Below are 15,489 nucleotides of genomic sequence, written 5' to 3'. Positions count from 1 at the left end.
ATCAGGCGGGTTCCATCATGGAGTGTATACACATCAGTGTATAGCGATAAATGCTCCACTGTGAACTGTTGCAGTCCAGCGGTGATAAGTTTTCTATTTTTTCCTGGAGGGAAGTGAGGATGTCTTTAAATAACAGTTGATGATTTTTTTCAGCTGCTGACAGGATCTGATCTGCCTGCGTATAGTCCTTTGCAGTACCGAGTTGTGCAACTATCAGTAATGCATGTTCATCTGTCGTCATGGTAATAAATTTTTTATTGCTTATTCCTATCTTCTGATCCACATTTTGAGCATTAAATCCATAGAAGTATCCACCAGCTGATAACAGGGTGGTACCTCATCTTCAAGACTATGAAAGGTCACGAGTCTTGTGCCGCTTGCACTACTTTCTAACTTCTTAAATAAGTAGCGGCTATAATAATTATATAAACTTGTTGATTGTTCCACTTTGTCGTCTATCTGATCCTGATCGACCAGGTTTTCAAAGAAGGAATTATAGAAGTAAAAACCATCGTATGCCGATAAGTCTGTCTGCGTAAAATTGCCGTGAATAAAATGTGCATTGCGTGCCTGCATCACCTCTTTAGCTTCCATGGCTTGCTGATGCAATTCTTCCCGTTGTTCTATACCAAAAAAAGTAGATTCCGGGTAAAAACGGGCACCCACCAGGCAAAATTTCCCAACTCCGCTACCAATATCCAGGATTTTTTTCCCTGGTTCATTAGCAAGAAAACGGGCGGCTGTTTTAGCAATGCTAATCGGCGTCCAGTGGCGCCTTGATAGTTGTTGTATCTTTTCAGGATACAACCAGTCAAAAGCGGCATCGTTTACGTAGCAACTCGGCTTTAATAAAGTAGAAGTCTGCATGAATGCCGCAAAGGTACGACTTTACCGTAAGCTTTAAAGATTAGTGAGTGGAAAAAGAAGATATAAGCATTTTATACTTTATTCATCTGACGCTTCCAGGGAGAAGATTTCTTCCACAGGTATATTAAATATTCCCGCCATCTTCAGGGCCAGCACGGTAGAGGGTACGTATTTGCCGGATTCAATGGTGTTGATGGTTTGGCGGGAAACTCCGGTTTTTTTCGCCAGCTCTTCCTGCGTCATATTATGAATGGCCCGCTGCACTTTTATCGTGTTTTTCATGAAGGTAAGGTTCGGCGGTTTTTAATAATTACGTAGTGAAAACGAAGGATGAAAAATACCAGGGGAGTAAACATATTATAGATCATGACTGAAAAGAAATTCAAGCCATAAAATGCCCAGGTCGCAATTACCAGCAAGCCATAGTTAATGTAAATACCCCATTGTAGGGACTCCAGGCGAACTGTAGCGATAAATTCATCTTCATTTTTTTCTTTAGAAAAGGCAATCATTAACAAGCTGATAACAAGGCCAGTCACGATCATTTCATCAGCAAAACCATCCACAGAGAACTCGCCCTTCTCCGTGTTCAACCATTTAATGCTAATGCCTGTAAGGGTAATCAGGTACAATGTTAGAAACATGAGGAATAAAATGCCTCCGATTTTCTTGTAGAGATGAGGTAGTAAATAACGTGATTTCATGATATAGGTCTTTTTATAAAGATAAGTATTTCTTACAAAAAGACAAGTTTATTTTACATTTAGTAAAATAAACACGACTAATGAATGTAGATGAGCTTATACAAAGGTCCGGGTGCCGGAGGAAGTATATGCGTGTCTGAATGCTTTAGGGGTACAGTCTTTTTTCTTTTTAAAGATGCGGTTGAAATTGGAGATATTATTGAATCCGCATCTGGAAGCGATTTCATTGACGGTATGGGTGGTTTCAATTAACAGGCGGGAGGCATGCCCCAGCCGGATTTCTATCAGGGTGTCAACAAACGTTTTGCCAATCCGGGCTTTAAAAAACCGGCTGAAAGCAACTTCCGTCATCGCGGCTAATTTAGCGGCCTCTCCAAGGGAAATGTTTTTATCGAAATTGGCATTGAGATAAGCCATGATCTTTTCTATCCGGCGACTATTATAAGAAAACGTTTCCTTATTACCGAATGTAGAATCAGAGAGGATGCGCATATTACGGCTGGTAGATAAATCGTGTAATATTGACATCAACTCCAATACGGAATCAAAACCTTGTTGCTGCGGCAAACGAATGAGGCGAGGCATAATTTGCAGGGTTGTTTCTGCAGAGAAAAGAATACCCCGCAAGGAACGCTCAAACATGGTTTTGATGAAGTTCATCTGGTTGCGCTGTAAAAATTTATCGTCAAACAGATCGCGGTGAAACTGAATGGTTATTTCTTTAATAGTACCTCCTTCATGTTTGTTGTTAAACCAGCCGTGTTGCAAATTAGGCCCTACCAGCACCAGTTCCAGGTCGCCAATTTCTTCTATATGATCCCCGATAATCCGCTTGGCTCCTTTGGCGTGTTGAATAAAGGTTAGCTCGAATTCGTCATGGTAATGCAACGGGAAATCAAAATCTTTCTTCTCCCTGGAAAATAATGTGAAGCAATCACTTTGGGTCAGCGGCGTGATTTCTCTTAATAATTTGCTTTGCATAATTAACCTGGTTTGTGCCTGAACAGCGGGCGTTACGTGGAATATTATCTAATAATGACTACTTATTGTAATGGTGGATGATGATAAAAAAGCATTATAAAAATAATAGTATCCTGTGTAAAAAACAATTTTTACTTAATTTATCATAATGTCATTAATGCAGGTATATAAGGGAATGTAAAGGTATGGGTGTGTGTTATACACTTATTTTGTATAATTATCAAAGTGTAATTAAAAGATAAAATAGTACTATAATAATGCGTTTTTTTTGTGCTAAATGAGCCGCGTTAAGAAGGCGTGTCTATTACTATGGATACGCCTGATGTTCCTGTGTTTTATTTGCCGGCTTAACGCGGTGGCTCAAAACAGAAAAACCAGTATCCTGATACCGGCACAATTAGCTTAGTATATATGGGTGTCTTAGGATTAGTTAACGGAGTGCCGTTTGAAAAAATGCGTTCGTTTATACGGGACGGTTATGAACGCGGTGTTGTGATCAGTATTACCTGGTACGTAAACAGTCCGGGGCACCGTACCATGGGAGGTAACGTGTGGGATACCACCCATGGTACGGTTAGTTTTATATTACCCGGCGGAGCTGATCATTGGAATGTATAAAGAGTGGCTGGATAAAGTGGCCTTTTATGTTATCTCTGAAAGGAGCCAAGGGCAGGTTGATACTGGTACCGGCTAACAGTTATCTGGCGCATGCATGCGTTGTTCCCAGCAGTGCCTGTTCCAATGCGGCGCCATCTATCAGCGCCCAATGTTCGATGATCCGGTTATCCAGCAATCGAAAGCAACGGTAACCTTTAGTCGTTACCGTTAGTCCGGTGGGTGGTATTCCCCGCCATATTCCGATGTGTTTCATGCGCATGGTTATTTTAATCATGCTTTTCTGATCTTCAGCCACTTGTTCTTCTATAATTGTTTCCGGAACAAAGGAGCTGTGTGTGATTGCCACCCATTGTTTTAGCCCGTCGGCATTGCCTGGCAGGTTGGTGGGAATGGAATGATCGGTGAATGCGGGGTGAAGGAATTCGTTCAGGCGGGAGGTGTCGCCCTGGTTCCAGATGATGTTGATATATTCCCCGATGAAATCTTTTTGTTGTTGTATAGTCATGACCGTTAGTTTTACCATACAAAGGTATACCGCCGGAGTTGGTGCAATTGTGTCAAACGTCACATTCTGTACCTATTGAAGCCGGCGGCGGATGCGACTGAGTGTTTCCCGGGAGATACCCAGGTAGGAACTGAGTTGTGTAAGAGTTACACGTTGTATCAGTTCGGGGTGATGGGTTAAAATGGATTGGTATCTTTCTTCCGGGTTATTTTTTTTGAGCCAGTCGTTATGTGTTTCCTGTGTAATCAACAGGTGCTCCAGCCACTGGCGGCCAAAGACAACGATCCCGGGCGATATACCGTAGAGACGGGACAGCTCATCTTTATGCCATCTCCATAAAGTAGTAGCCTCCATTGCCTGGATATTATATTCCGAGGAAACGTTGTTCCGCAGGCTGCTTAAGTTGGTTAAAAAGGTATTTTCAAAATAAAATGCGGTGTTGGTTTCTTTTTTGCCATTGTCGTAAAACGCTCTGCAGGCACCGGTTTCAATGAACCAGATATAGTGGCAGCGATGACCTTCCTGTAGTAGATAGTCATCTCTTTTTACTATCTGTTGTTGCGCTCCATCTAAAAATAGCGCCATTGTCCCGGCGTCCATGGGCGCTATGTGGGAGAGACTTTCCAGCAAATGTTGCGGGGTAGATTTCATAACATGAAGGTGCATTTGTTTTTTAAAAATACTCACAATTAGGTATTTGATTCCCCTATACTTTAACATACCTTTGTGAAAGTAATCTGATTTCACTTACCTCATTATAAAGTCATCCACCTGATTTAGTCAATCACCGTATTTTCTATCCCCAAAAAAGGGTCTCTTCTTCGTGAGGGACCCTTTCTTATTTTTACCTACATTTGTTCCAGGAGCATAGTAATCAACCAACGTCTAAGAGAAATTCCTATACAAGATTTATATCAGGTACATGATGGAGCACGCTGCAATTAGAAATGATGAATCCGGGCTGGATGATAAGTTGAACGCTTTAAAGTCCATAGACAAAGAACTTCCGGTAGTGGTAATAGTCATGAATGTATTGAAAAGCTACGTAGAGTATATGTCGCCACGGGGCTGCAGGGAATTAGGCGTTACGCTGGATGAGCTGCGGGAAATGGGGCCAAAGTATTACGATACCTTCTTTAATCCGCATGATGTGGCAGACTATGTGCCAAAGATAATAGCTATGCTGGATGCACCGGTAGAAGCGAATATGACTGTTACTTTTTTTCAACAGGTAAGGATGGCGGGTTCACGGGCCTGGGCCTGGCACCTGGGCTCTACCAGGGTATTTATACGGGATGCCAACGGGATGCCTACCCATGTAATTACCTGCGCTACTCCCATTGATCCGTTACACCACGTGACCAGTAAAGTAAACCGCTTGCTGGAAGAAAATAATTTCCTGCGCCGTAATCAGCATATTTTTGCCTCCCTTACCAGGAGGGAGAAGGAAATCCTGCGCCTGCTGGCGCTGGGACTGAGTGCCGCAGAAATTGCAGCAAAAGCCAATATTTCCGAAAAAACAGCCGTTACTCACCGACGCAATATTAAAGCAAAAATCGGGGCCCAATCCAGTTACGACCTGACCAGTTTCGCGCAGGCATTTGACCTTATATAGATATTATATATTATATCATTGGTATACTGAAAGATAGTACAGATAGGTGTTTTGACGGTATCGGAAAAAATAACCCGCCATTTTTCTGCATGTAAACAGAAAAGTGTATTTTCATTCTGTATACCATATTTTTGTGCCTGTCTGTTGCGCCTTGCAACGGGCTTGTTAACCAGATAAGTTATGTCTTTTAAAGCTGTTCTCAACATCGATGGGGAAGAAATGAATGTCCTCGAATGTAGGTTTTCATTTACCCAAAACACAGACCATAATGGAAAGCCCGCTGCCCGCCCAAAAGGAGGTTCCATTGATTTACTGATAGAGTCTGCCGGGGAAACCAGTTTGTTTGACTGGATGATCTCCAATACCCAAACAAAAAATGGCAGCATAACCTTCTTCCGGCGCGACTCCATGTCCAGGCTAAAGGAGCTGAAGTTTACGGATGCTTATTGCGTAGCCTATTCAGAACTGTTTAATTCTAACAATGAGCAACCTTTACAGATTCAGTTAACCCTGTCATCCCGGGAAGTGAAGTTGAATAATTCCACCTACCAGAACCCGTGGCCTGTATAGTGTTCGTTTTACTCCTGATCTTTTAAAAATAATAGCCTGAATGGACAGCGATTGCTGTGATCCATTCAGGCTATTATTTTTAAAAGAGATGAATTACCTGGATATGGCCTGCCCTTTTTCATCGAGCATCTCTATCACCGTTTTATTATCTTTATCTACATACAGTTTTATTCTTGTTTTCCCTTTTTCATCACGAATAAATAAACCTACTTCTCCCCTTTTGGTTTTGCCTATAAACAGGCGCTCTTTGGTTAGTAATCCGGCATCGGCCATCCGTTGTACTTCCTTTTCATAAACAGCATCATTTTTAAGTGCGGCGAGCGAATCAAACACTTTTGCTTTTGCCGATAATGGAAAATCCTCTGACTGATCCCATATTTTTAAACCATAGGAGCGATCTTTTTTGTCGCCGGTCACATTCTCGGCATATTGTAGCTGCATGACCTGGTCATTTTTATATTGATCCACGGAATAAACCATGCCGGCAGATTGTTTGTCTGCCTCATATATTAGACCGCCACATTCATCGCCCACACCATTGAAGAATATCATACCTGCCGGGCGGTCACGTTTAGGTATGTCTTTGCCATCCATCATGCCGGGATGCTGCCGGGCTTTATTGGAGATCACCATTTTCAGCGTACCATCTTTCTCTACCACATTAATGCGTTCCACATCAATTTCCTGGAACTTCTGACGGGTAATATCGGCCCTGAAAGACATGAATAAAAATAAAGCGAAAATGACAGTAAGCGTAAGCGCATAGATCTTCAATATCCGGACTTCTTTTAATAACTTTTCCATTAGTATAGATTTAGATTTTGTTGCGGGCAAATATACTCATCCACGGCTTTTTTTATTACCGGATAATTGCTAAATTTAGTGCATGTTAACATTTCAATTTAACCCATACTCCGAGCTGACTACTTCCCGTTTTCTACTAAGAGCACCTGTATTATCTGATGCTCCTGAATTTGTCATTATGCGCTCAGATCCACTGGTAAATCAATTCCTTGACCGGCCGCCTACCGTTACAATAGAAGCTGCAGAAAAGTTCCTGGGAATGATAATGGCCAACATCAGCACCCATAAAAGCATGTACTGGGTTATCACGGAAAAAGATCATAACAGGCCCATAGGTACCATCTGCTTCTGGAACCTAGTTCCGGAACTGGACGAAGCGGAAATAGGCTACGAACTGCAATCTGCATTTTTCAGAAAAGGTGTTATGCAGGAAGTAATTCCTGAAGTCCTCCGGTTTGGATTTGAAGTGATGCAACTCAGAAAAATTACTGCTTTACCTTTCGATGCAAACGAACGTTCCATCAAACTCCTGGAACGATTTCATTTTACGATAGATGATGCACTCAGGCAACGTCTCGAAAAAGAAGAAGATATGACGAGGATTTTATGTTATTCGTTGACAAATGATAAAGTATAACGGCAATGGTTATCCCGCTGACTGCCGCGGCCATCGTTCCCCCATAATATCATATCATCCGTATTTAAGCGCCTTTTAGGGGCATTTCGCTCCTGGTCTGCCACAGAAGTTTCCGTATTTTTTGATACGCTTTAAAAGCCAGGAAAATAGCAATAGCCGTTATATTGCTTATTTTTTCTTTTATTCCTCAGGTATTACTTTATCAACGCCGTTGGCAAACCGGCCATACCTAAGATCATTTTAACGATGCTGAAATTATTTAAAACGAAACCCGGAAGACTGCGGATGATCGCTTTCCTGGAAGGCGTTTCTTTACTGTTGCTGGTGGGCGTAGGCATGCCACTGAAATATGCTTATTATGATCCTTCTTTGTAAAAGCCATGGGCCCTATACTCGGTTTGCTCTTTTTTTTTTTGTGCTAAATACCATGAGTGTGGGAATTGCGTATAAATGGAAATTCAGCACTACTACCTGGAAGGTACTGTTAGCCTGCATTACTCCTTTTGGGACCTTCTATGTAGATAAGAAGATTTTATCAAAAATAAAGACAAGGGAAGAAGAAAATGCCGGGCCTGGGCAGCTGTAACCTGCCGGGATAAGATGTAGGATGAAATATCATTATTTTCAGGTATCATTATTAAATGAGGAAAATACTACTACTAACGATTTCATTATTTGTTGCTGGCTTTTTGCAGGCGCAGAAAATCCAATCGGATAATTATGGCACCGTTGGGAGTATCAGTAGCAGCGGTAAAATAGAGAGTCGTAGCTATAGTTCAGTTGGTTACATTAAGAGCGATGGCACCATTCAGAATGGAAGTTATTCCACCATTGGCTATATTACCAGCAGTGGAGCCATTCAAAACAGCAGCTATTCTATTGTAGGATACGTTAAAGCAGATGGTACTGTACAAAATGCCAGCTATTCCATTATTGGTTATATTAAAAAAGATGGAACCGTTCAAAACAAGAGTTATAGTACCATTGGTTACGCTTCTGGTATAAAGAAAGAATGGGCTGCGGTGGTCTTTTTCTTTTTTCATTTTGAGAACATGGAGGTAAAGAAGTAATCGCTTTACGAGCCAGGGACTCTGGTGAAGTCTACATTTTCTTCAGGCGCCTTGAACGCTTTAGTCAAACGCTTTCCATGGAAACGGTAATAGAATAAACTTCCGGCAAAATAGGTGAGCACATCCCACCAATCGCTGGTATAACGGGAAGAAAACTGAGGCATTATCCATTCAAACATAACGGATGTATAGACTGCAATGAAAAGCAGGTAGTGTAACGGATAAGTATAATCGTTGTTTTGGACAATATACCTGCGTGTAAATGTGAGGGTGATATGCGCCATGGCAGGTACTGCAATAAAATCAGTCAGATAGCCATTCAGCAGCGGAACCGGCTGTTGCAGGTATCGGCACATATGAATCACTATCCATACCAGGCAGTAAGTAATAAATAGAGGATCGAATAATTTTTTCATCCTATAGTACAAACATGATGGCCCCGCCAAGTGTTAATGAAATAAGCAGGATCATTACTGCAAACAAATAGAACCCACCTTCCTTGAGTATTTTTACCGGTACTGCATCAGTCGGTTTTATGGGCAGTATGCTATTTCTTAGCCGCTGAAATAGAGAAATATCCTCTGATGTCTGATCAGTTGTTTCGTTTTCCATTTCCTATATTTAGAACAAATGTACTAATTATTTCAAAAATTAGATCATTTGTTCTAAATTTGTGTATGGACACGAAGGAACGCATTCTCAAAACCGCCATGGAACTGTATAACGACCAGGGGGTACATACTATTACCAGCAGGCATATCGCGGCGGAAATGGGTATCAGCGGGGGGAATTTGCATTATCATTTTAAGCATACTGACGAAATCATCAAAACCCTGTATGACCGGTTGTCGGTTGATTTCGACGCCATCGTATTAGCGATTGCATCGCTGCCGGGTATTGATCTGGTAACTGTAATGAGCTTCGTAGAGCGGTCGTTTGAGCTGATGTATAAGTATCGCTTTATATTTTTACATTTTGTAGAGATAAGTATGCGTATTCCTGCTATTAAGAAAGATTATTATCAGCTCACGCAGCGAAGGGAAAAGGAGTTTCTGGCGATATTTGAAAAATTTAAAGCGGATGGAATTTTCAGGAAAGATATACCAGCGGAAGTTTTGCAGGCGCTTATTACACAGATTTTTATTTTGGGAGATTTCTGGCTGTCAAATAATGAATTGACATTAAAACTGAGAGGGCGTAAGGCAATCGCACATTACAGCCATATTTTTTCCAGTATGTTTTATCCTTACTTAACGACGTCTGCGCTGAGCGGATTACATAAATAGAAAAGGGACAGCCGATGGCCCTCCCTTAAAAAATTGTGTGAGATACAAACATTAAATGATTACTACGGTCTCACACCAGAAAGTACGCGGTGGAAAAGTGGCTTTCTCCATTTTTTTATCACCAGGCTCAGATAGTCTGGAGATTTTCATTTTGCTGATGTCTAATTTTTTTTTGAGTTTCTTTTTCATAAAACAGGTTTTCTGAAGAAATATAGTTGTTTACTCTTTTCTGAAGGTTTTCAGCGGCCCCTTATGACAGCGGTATAGCCATAGGGAAACTGTAGCAAGAGATTGGGAAATAGTAAAAAGGATAGCCCGATGGCCATCCTTTTAAAAAATTGCGTGAGACACAAACATTAAACGAGCCCTGTAGTAGTACACCAGAAAGTATGGGGTGGAATAGTGGCTTTCTCCGCTTTTTTTCCGCCGGGTTCAGATAGTTTGGAGATTTTCATTTTGCTGATGTCTAATTTTTTTTTAATCTTCTTTTTCATAAAACGGTTTTTTCTCAAGAAATGTAGTTGCTTACTCTTTTCTGAAGGTTTTCAGCGGCCCCTTATGATAGCGGTGAGTGTGCTGCATGTACATGGCAGGTAATACAGCAATTAGTAATAGAAAGGATCGGGTTTAGATATACAAAGGTTTAGATGATCTGTTTTCTAATTTACAGATTTTTGTTGATGTAGCGCTAATATTGTTGTGTGTTATGACATTTAAAACAGCTGGGAATCGGTGGCTGCTGCTATATTTTTGCAGGGTATTGGTTAGTTAACAGCCGCATTTATGGAGCTATAGTAGTAGCTGGGTGTGCCGGAGGCAAATTTCACCGGGCCTTCAACGAGTAAAGATTCATCGGGCGTTTTTATCCGGATCTTCCACTTATTACTGCTGGGGTGCCGTGCCTCAAAAGAAATACTTATTCCCTTTTTTATCGTATCTGTTCTTTGAAAGATACCAATGCCGGAAATGTCCCAGCTTTTAGTGGGCCCTGCAGGGCCGCTGCCATATTTTATTTCAGTGAAAGGAATGGCCGTATTGGATTCCAGCTCATAAATGACGATAATTTTGTCTGGGGGATTTTCCTGGTCGTTCTTCATACAGGCGGTAAGACTGATGCTAAATATTAAGGAGAGGAAAACTTTTCTCATGAGATGATATGGTTTTAGGTTGCTCATTGGTATGTACGTAACCAGATGGAAATCCGATTTTGCAGGAGCACCATTTTCCGGGAAGTCATTTTTATGGAGGGCCGCCATTTCTTAGGGGCTGGGGGAAGTGTTCATAATTAACTAATTAATTCGTATGTTAGCATATATTGTTGAATCCAAACAACAGTAAGATCAAGTTTAATAAATATAACGTCACCTTTTGACGTAGGGAATATATTGCAAGTAACTTGACCCCCATGTTCACGAAATAACTATTAATTACAGAGAAATAAGTGTCAGTTCAAAACGCACTAAAAATAATACAGCAAATCCGAGAGAAGGAAAACGAAACCTCCACCGTTCTCGTAACGTTTGAAGATCTCGTAAACCTTTCTGTACAGGAAAATCTTCCTTTTTCTATAGAGGAACTTAAAAAGGCTTTTCAAATTGATTGGGATATGCGTTGGCTTAAATATTCCTGATCGGGATAAATTTATTTTATTAGCAATTGTGTATGTTGAATCTCGATATATTGAAGTGTACCTATACAAATGAACAGGTATTGGTTATTTTATTGACCCGTTTGTACTTTGATACGCAGGAGATTGAAGTTGTACGGGAGTTCCTGGATAAAGGAGTAATTGACTGGCGTTTATTTTATAAACTTATTTCCCATAATGATATCAGAGGTTTTATTTACAACGTCATAACTGTTTCTGAGTTACAGATCGATCAGCAGATCTACGATACCTTAAAAAAGGATGCCATGGGGATTACTTTGTTGGGATCTTACCAGGCAAGTTTAGCAGCCCATTTAGCGCGTGAGTTTGAAAAGTTAGGAATAACTGTTATTCAGTATAAAGGAAACGCGCTAGCCACACGATATTACAAAGCCCCTTTTTTCAGAGAAAGTTCGGATATAGATTTTCTGATAAATAAGGATGAGCTTCTGCAGTTAAAAAGATACCTTAATGAAAACGGGTATGAGCCAAAGTATAATATATCAGGACATCAAATAGGGTTTATATTGCGCTTTCACAGAGAGTTCCCCTTTAAATCACCAAAAGACAGGATGGGCATTACTTGTTCTGTAGAGCTAAAATGGAGGCTGCTGGAGCGTTATTTTGGAAAATTTCATCAGCATGATTTTTTTGTACAACATTTACAATCCTATACAGCCATTGAGGGCACCTCTTATGTTGGCTTAACTCCGACCTACGATTTTTTATGTGTAGCCTCTAATCATCTCATCAGAGAGCCACTGATGAAATTTAAGTATTTAATTGATTTAGCTAGTATCGTTCAGAATTCACGCGGCCAGCTGGATTGGGAAGCAATAAGTCTGCACTTTAAGTTATACGACTTCTCTCCTTTTTTATGGTCGGGAATGAATGCGATAGCCGAAATAACCGGGCTTCAATTGCCCGTATCAAACACGCCTAAAATGACCTACCATCTGTTTACAGCCACTGAAATCAGGACTGGACGCAGCATTTTTTTTAATAGAATCAGGATTGCAAACTTACAGCGATCGTTCCTGGGAAAGGTGAAATTTAGCCTGAAAGCGCGTTTATTTCTATTGATCCCTAATTTAAATGATTTGTCCCGGACGGATGCACCTGCGTGGACCATTCCATTCATTGTGCCTGCGAAATCTCTCAGATTTCTATATTCGTATATAGCTAAGAAACGTTAAACTGATCATACTTATTTAGTGCATCTAGTATTGTTATGGTAGCAAAGTTCTTTTTTTCATCTTTTGTTACAAATATATTTCCTCCTGTTTCGTGATCAGCATTATCAGAACTCGGAATTCTCAGTTCAGCAGAAGGATTCCAGTGTCCAGCGGCTTGTTGAGAATTGAGGAGGAAATTTAACATCACTTTTGTTAGTTGATGATGCTTTTCTTTGTGATGGGAGCATAATATTATTTTCAATAAAAGCGCTATTTTAAAATCGTTTGGAACGAGACTATCCAATTCTTTTTGAGCTGCATCACAAGCCCAGTTTACGGAGATATCAATTGTGTCTTTGTATTTATCGGCATCTTTATTAAATAAGGCTTCAACGCTAAGTGCTGTAGCATATTCGGGGCCATCCCACCAGTAACTGTACCAGTACCCCGCAGTATTTTGATGATCCAATAAGTAATCAATGGAGTGTTGTATGCCAGCTAAGGCATAGGCGGCGGTAACGCAGTAATGCGGTATTTTCCAACCATTAAAATGTGGATCATGAATTTTTCCGATCGGTTCATTTAGGGCATAAGTGATGATGCCGCCATCTTGAGTGACATACCTATTCATCATATCAAAACCAGGTTCCGGAAAATCATCGGTGAATGCTGCTGTATTTGCAAAAAGCCAGGTCCAGATAGTACTGTCGGCATCTGCCTGGTTTATAGCATTATAGCCCCATCCTTCATTTTTTCTATACCTGGTTTTCAATATTTGCCATGCCCTATTCAGCGCTTCACTGGTTTTGGGACTTTTAAAACGGGCCAAATGGCAGGCAACGTAGGCGGTAACCCACTCATCGCTGTAACCGGCTTTCAGGCAATAATCCTTCCACCATCCTGATTGTTGCTGGCTTGAGAGTAGATAATCAACTCCCTTACTGATAGCCTGTTTAATATCAGGAGTGGTTTTAGGTTCGGGAGGTTCTCTCTTTAGACTATTAAATTCTAATGGCGTTTTAACTTTCCATAAACTTCCATAACCCAGATAAGCCTTTAACTCTATATCCTTATCCGGACAATAGGATAATTTCAAATGAGAAATCTTTTTCTTTAGAAAAGTAAATTCGTTTTCGGGTTTACTTAAGGACGCTATCCATAAATGTTCGGGCCAATCATTGACTTGTCCGGGGAATATTTCTTCATCCCAGTGTAATATTGCTTCTATTTTATCTTTTTTGTAATGGTTTTGTGTATTGAGCTTTTCTATAAAAAAGCGCCAATATGTTTCTGCGGGCGGCTGTCTATCCCAAAAGCATTCAAAGCCAATTTTGGGGAAGATACTCGTTCCGATGTCAATGCATAACGTTACCCGGTCGGCATAATTGTAAACAAAGGATATCCAATGGTCAAGTGCCGGTCCCGTCCAGGCATAGCCTATTTTTTTTAAAAATGGAGCTATTGCAGTAACGGACAATTTTTTGATATTTACCCGTAGTACTTCTACTTCTCTGGAAAATAGAATTCCCATATACGCAATGAAAGCAGGGGGAGGACACGCATCGAGGATTGCATCGAAGAGACTAAGAAAACATTGATTTTCTCCCAATGTTTCCTTTAGCATAGAAAAGCAAAAACCCTTTAATTGAGCGTCATCAAGGCCAGTCTGCAATTCGAAGAATAGCAAAGGGGTTTTTATACCTGATGGAAGAACATCCAGTTCCAGAAAAACTTCCGCAATGTTTTTATGATAGGCCGATGATTTATCCGCCCAGTTTTTTAAGAAATAGCAGATTTTTTCATGTTCCTGATCTCCGGTAAACTTGTTTTGAAACCATGCTGAAATAGAACGAAGGTCATCTTCGTCTCTACGTATGCAGAGTTGTAGATCCACCTGTTCCTGGTCGTAGAGGCGACATTCTAATCCAAATCTGATAAGCGGAGGAAAAAAATCTGCTGCCTTTTTCAACAACGCCCGCTGTGCTGGTGACACCAGGATTTGAGGGAGAGCATCACAAAAACTCCCTGTCGCTTTTAAAAGCGAGTATTCATCAGACACTTGTTTCATTTCAGGAAATACTTATAGTTTCAAGTATCGAATCGTACACTTCATGGATACGTAGGATATTATCCGGAGAGTGTATATTATAAGAAGGCACAATTTCCAGGAAGCTCATTGCTGATTGAAAATAGGTTTTTAGGTACTCTCTGGAATTAAGCCCTGGAAGCAATATCTCATTCATCAACACAGAAAGTGCATCTATTCTTTTTACGGTGGTGATCACTTTTTCTGGTTCAGGTACTCTTGGATTTATAAAGAACACAGCTGTAACCTGTCTGGGAAGAACATCCGTGGAAGGTACTTGCTGATTGAAATAGTATTTGGGAGGGATGATATCTGATTCTGCCGTCTTTTTTAAATCAGCAGGCAATTCGAATACCCATTTAAGGTTTATCCGCGGAATAGATAAGGAAGATGCTATATCTGGACTAATCTTCAAGGAGGTTTCTCCCTGTGATACGCAAAAAGAGTTATTCTCCTGATGTAGCATAGCATAGTCATCACACCATATTGCATGCCCTTTAAGGTGAAAATAGGTAGCCAGCGTAGATTTGCCGGCTCCTTTTGGGCCCATAAATAAAACTACTTTATCATTGATACACATGGCAGATGCATGTAAACAAAAATACCCCTGCTCCTGCAAGCAAAACTTAGTAATATTCCCCCGAATTAGCGATTGGACGATTTGCTGGGAGGCGCTATTGGTGAAGTGATAGAAAACGTTTTTTCCTTCAGATAAGATAATGAAGCTCACCGCTGGTTTTTGGTCACCGCAATATTCAAACAGGAAACACTTCTTATTGTCAGAAGTGTTTCCCGAATAAACATTTTCGCCAAAATTCGATAAAGAAGGAGAGCGCTTAAGTGCATTAAATGCAATTTTCTCCTTCAGTTCGACAAAGTCGGTATAACTTAAATTATTAAATTTTATAGCGAAATGCACAAAC

The 15,489-nt window shown here is 40.6% G+C and carries 24 protein-coding genes; 9 read left to right on the top strand and 15 right to left on the bottom strand.

Going from position 1 to position 15,489, the window contains the following annotated elements; translation table 11 throughout:
- Position 1: 1 nt before the first annotated feature.
- From AC1DCV_RS12135 to AC1DCV_RS12115, 5 genes are all read right to left on the bottom strand, one after another.
- Complete coding sequence (locus AC1DCV_RS12135) at positions 2 to 241, bottom strand: hypothetical protein (protein WP_441573174.1); 240 nt, start codon at positions 239 to 241, stop codon at positions 2 to 4.
- A 26-nt stretch (positions 242 to 267) separates the two neighbouring features.
- Positions 268 to 867 (bottom strand): methyltransferase domain-containing protein, encoded by a 600-nt coding sequence (locus tag AC1DCV_RS12130; protein ID WP_331956954.1) that lies wholly within the window; start codon positions 865 to 867, stop codon positions 268 to 270.
- A 78-nt stretch (positions 868 to 945) separates the two neighbouring features.
- Positions 946 to 1,149, bottom strand: coding sequence for a helix-turn-helix transcriptional regulator (locus AC1DCV_RS12125; RefSeq protein ID WP_477023423.1), 204 nt, complete (start codon positions 1,147 to 1,149; stop codon positions 946 to 948).
- A complete protein-coding gene (locus AC1DCV_RS12120; protein ID WP_477023422.1) occupies positions 1,146 to 1,571 on the bottom strand; it encodes a hypothetical protein in 426 nt (141 codons plus the stop codon). The genes AC1DCV_RS12125 and AC1DCV_RS12120 overlap by 4 nt, the downstream gene beginning before the upstream one ends.
- A 96-nt stretch (positions 1,572 to 1,667) precedes the next feature.
- Positions 1,668 to 2,552 (bottom strand): helix-turn-helix domain-containing protein, encoded by an 885-nt coding sequence (locus AC1DCV_RS12115; RefSeq protein WP_477023421.1) that lies wholly within the window; start codon positions 2,550 to 2,552, stop codon positions 1,668 to 1,670.
- A 453-nt stretch (positions 2,553 to 3,005) separates the two neighbouring features.
- Between AC1DCV_RS12115 and AC1DCV_RS12110 the strand changes: the two genes are divergently transcribed.
- On the top strand, positions 3,006 to 3,170 hold the full coding sequence (locus AC1DCV_RS12110; RefSeq protein WP_477023420.1) for a hypothetical protein: 165 nt from the start codon (positions 3,006 to 3,008) through the stop codon (positions 3,168 to 3,170).
- A 79-nt stretch (positions 3,171 to 3,249) separates the two neighbouring features.
- Here AC1DCV_RS12110 and AC1DCV_RS12105 read toward each other — a convergent pair whose 3' ends face one another.
- A complete protein-coding gene (locus AC1DCV_RS12105) occupies positions 3,250 to 3,675 on the bottom strand; it encodes an ester cyclase (RefSeq protein ID WP_477023419.1) in 426 nt (141 codons plus the stop codon).
- 72 nt (positions 3,676 to 3,747) lie between these two features.
- Entirely contained in the window at positions 3,748 to 4,326 is a 579-nt protein-coding gene (locus AC1DCV_RS12100; protein WP_477023418.1) for a Crp/Fnr family transcriptional regulator, read from the bottom strand.
- Positions 4,327 to 4,597: 271 nt separating this feature from the next.
- Between AC1DCV_RS12100 and AC1DCV_RS12095 the strand changes: the two genes are divergently transcribed.
- Positions 4,598 to 5,290 (top strand): helix-turn-helix transcriptional regulator, encoded by a 693-nt coding sequence (locus tag AC1DCV_RS12095; protein ID WP_477023417.1) that lies wholly within the window; start codon positions 4,598 to 4,600, stop codon positions 5,288 to 5,290.
- A gap of 180 nt (positions 5,291 to 5,470) precedes the next feature.
- The gene (tssD, locus tag AC1DCV_RS12090; RefSeq protein WP_133806803.1) at positions 5,471 to 5,860 is read left to right on the top strand and encodes a type VI secretion system tube protein TssD; all 390 of its coding nucleotides are present in this window, start codon (positions 5,471 to 5,473) and stop codon (positions 5,858 to 5,860) included.
- A gap of 93 nt (positions 5,861 to 5,953) precedes the next feature.
- Here the strand turns inward: tssD and AC1DCV_RS12085 are convergent, their stop codons facing one another.
- Positions 5,954 to 6,664, bottom strand: a complete 711-nt coding sequence (locus tag AC1DCV_RS12085; protein ID WP_477023416.1) for a hypothetical protein — start codon at positions 6,662 to 6,664, stop codon at positions 5,954 to 5,956.
- Between the two features lie 82 nt (positions 6,665 to 6,746).
- On the opposite strand from AC1DCV_RS12085, the gene AC1DCV_RS12080 reads away from it, so the two are divergent.
- The 4 genes from AC1DCV_RS12080 to AC1DCV_RS12065 all read left to right on the top strand — a co-directional run bounded on the left by AC1DCV_RS12080 (position 6,747) and on the right by AC1DCV_RS12065 (position 8,371).
- On the top strand, positions 6,747 to 7,301 hold the full coding sequence (locus AC1DCV_RS12080; protein WP_477023415.1) for a GNAT family N-acetyltransferase: 555 nt from the start codon (positions 6,747 to 6,749) through the stop codon (positions 7,299 to 7,301).
- 246 nt (positions 7,302 to 7,547) lie between these two features.
- Positions 7,548 to 7,676 carry a DUF3817 domain-containing protein gene (locus AC1DCV_RS12075; RefSeq protein ID WP_477023414.1) on the top strand — a complete coding sequence of 43 codons (129 nt, stop codon included), beginning with the start codon at positions 7,548 to 7,550 and terminating at the stop codon, positions 7,674 to 7,676.
- 52 nt (positions 7,677 to 7,728) lie between these two features.
- A complete protein-coding gene (locus AC1DCV_RS12070; RefSeq protein ID WP_477023413.1) occupies positions 7,729 to 7,887 on the top strand; it encodes a DUF3817 domain-containing protein in 159 nt (52 codons plus the stop codon).
- 55 nt (positions 7,888 to 7,942) lie between these two features.
- On the top strand, positions 7,943 to 8,371 hold the full coding sequence (locus AC1DCV_RS12065; RefSeq protein WP_477023412.1) for a 5-fold beta-flower protein: 429 nt from the start codon (positions 7,943 to 7,945) through the stop codon (positions 8,369 to 8,371).
- 5 nt (positions 8,372 to 8,376) lie between these two features.
- Here AC1DCV_RS12065 and AC1DCV_RS12060 read toward each other — a convergent pair whose 3' ends face one another.
- Positions 8,377 to 8,787 carry a hypothetical protein gene (locus AC1DCV_RS12060; RefSeq protein WP_477023411.1) on the bottom strand — a complete coding sequence of 137 codons (411 nt, stop codon included), beginning with the start codon at positions 8,785 to 8,787 and terminating at the stop codon, positions 8,377 to 8,379.
- Between the two features lies 1 nt (position 8,788).
- The gene (locus tag AC1DCV_RS12055) at positions 8,789 to 8,983 is read right to left on the bottom strand and encodes a hypothetical protein (protein ID WP_477023410.1); all 195 of its coding nucleotides are present in this window, start codon (positions 8,981 to 8,983) and stop codon (positions 8,789 to 8,791) included.
- A gap of 65 nt (positions 8,984 to 9,048) precedes the next feature.
- Here AC1DCV_RS12055 and AC1DCV_RS12050 point away from each other — a divergent pair, with 65 nt between their 5' ends.
- Entirely contained in the window at positions 9,049 to 9,657 is a 609-nt protein-coding gene (locus tag AC1DCV_RS12050; RefSeq protein WP_477023409.1) for a TetR/AcrR family transcriptional regulator, read from the top strand.
- Between the two features lie 51 nt (positions 9,658 to 9,708).
- On the opposite strand, the gene AC1DCV_RS12045 is transcribed toward AC1DCV_RS12050, so the two are convergent.
- The 3 genes from AC1DCV_RS12045 to AC1DCV_RS12035 all read right to left on the bottom strand — a co-directional run bounded on the left by AC1DCV_RS12045 (position 9,709) and on the right by AC1DCV_RS12035 (position 10,805).
- On the bottom strand, positions 9,709 to 9,846 hold the full coding sequence (locus tag AC1DCV_RS12045; RefSeq protein WP_477023408.1) for a hypothetical protein: 138 nt from the start codon (positions 9,844 to 9,846) through the stop codon (positions 9,709 to 9,711).
- 167 nt (positions 9,847 to 10,013) lie between these two features.
- On the bottom strand, positions 10,014 to 10,151 hold the full coding sequence (locus AC1DCV_RS12040; RefSeq protein WP_477023407.1) for a hypothetical protein: 138 nt from the start codon (positions 10,149 to 10,151) through the stop codon (positions 10,014 to 10,016).
- Between the two features lie 270 nt (positions 10,152 to 10,421).
- Positions 10,422 to 10,805 (bottom strand): hypothetical protein, encoded by a 384-nt coding sequence (locus tag AC1DCV_RS12035; RefSeq protein WP_477023406.1) that lies wholly within the window; start codon positions 10,803 to 10,805, stop codon positions 10,422 to 10,424.
- Positions 10,806 to 11,319: 514 nt separating this feature from the next.
- Here AC1DCV_RS12035 and AC1DCV_RS12030 point away from each other — a divergent pair.
- The gene (locus AC1DCV_RS12030) at positions 11,320 to 12,501 is read left to right on the top strand and encodes a nucleotidyltransferase family protein (RefSeq protein ID WP_477023405.1); all 1,182 of its coding nucleotides are present in this window, start codon (positions 11,320 to 11,322) and stop codon (positions 12,499 to 12,501) included.
- On the opposite strand, the gene AC1DCV_RS12025 is transcribed toward AC1DCV_RS12030, so the two are convergent.
- A complete protein-coding gene (locus AC1DCV_RS12025) occupies positions 12,488 to 14,548 on the bottom strand; it encodes a prenyltransferase/squalene oxidase repeat-containing protein (RefSeq protein ID WP_477023404.1) in 2,061 nt (686 codons plus the stop codon). The two genes, AC1DCV_RS12030 and AC1DCV_RS12025, sit on opposite strands and share 14 nt — an antisense overlap.
- Position 14,549: 1 nt before the next feature.
- Positions 14,550 to 15,485 carry a hypothetical protein gene (locus AC1DCV_RS12020; RefSeq protein ID WP_477023403.1) on the bottom strand — a complete coding sequence of 312 codons (936 nt, stop codon included), beginning with the start codon at positions 15,483 to 15,485 and terminating at the stop codon, positions 14,550 to 14,552.
- Between the last annotated feature and the right edge of the window lie 4 nt (positions 15,486 to 15,489).

It is taken from the genome of Chitinophaga sp. 10T418 (assembly GCF_056394125.1).
Note: the sequence above shows the minus strand (reverse complement) of the source record. Positions and strands in the feature narration are given on the sequence as shown.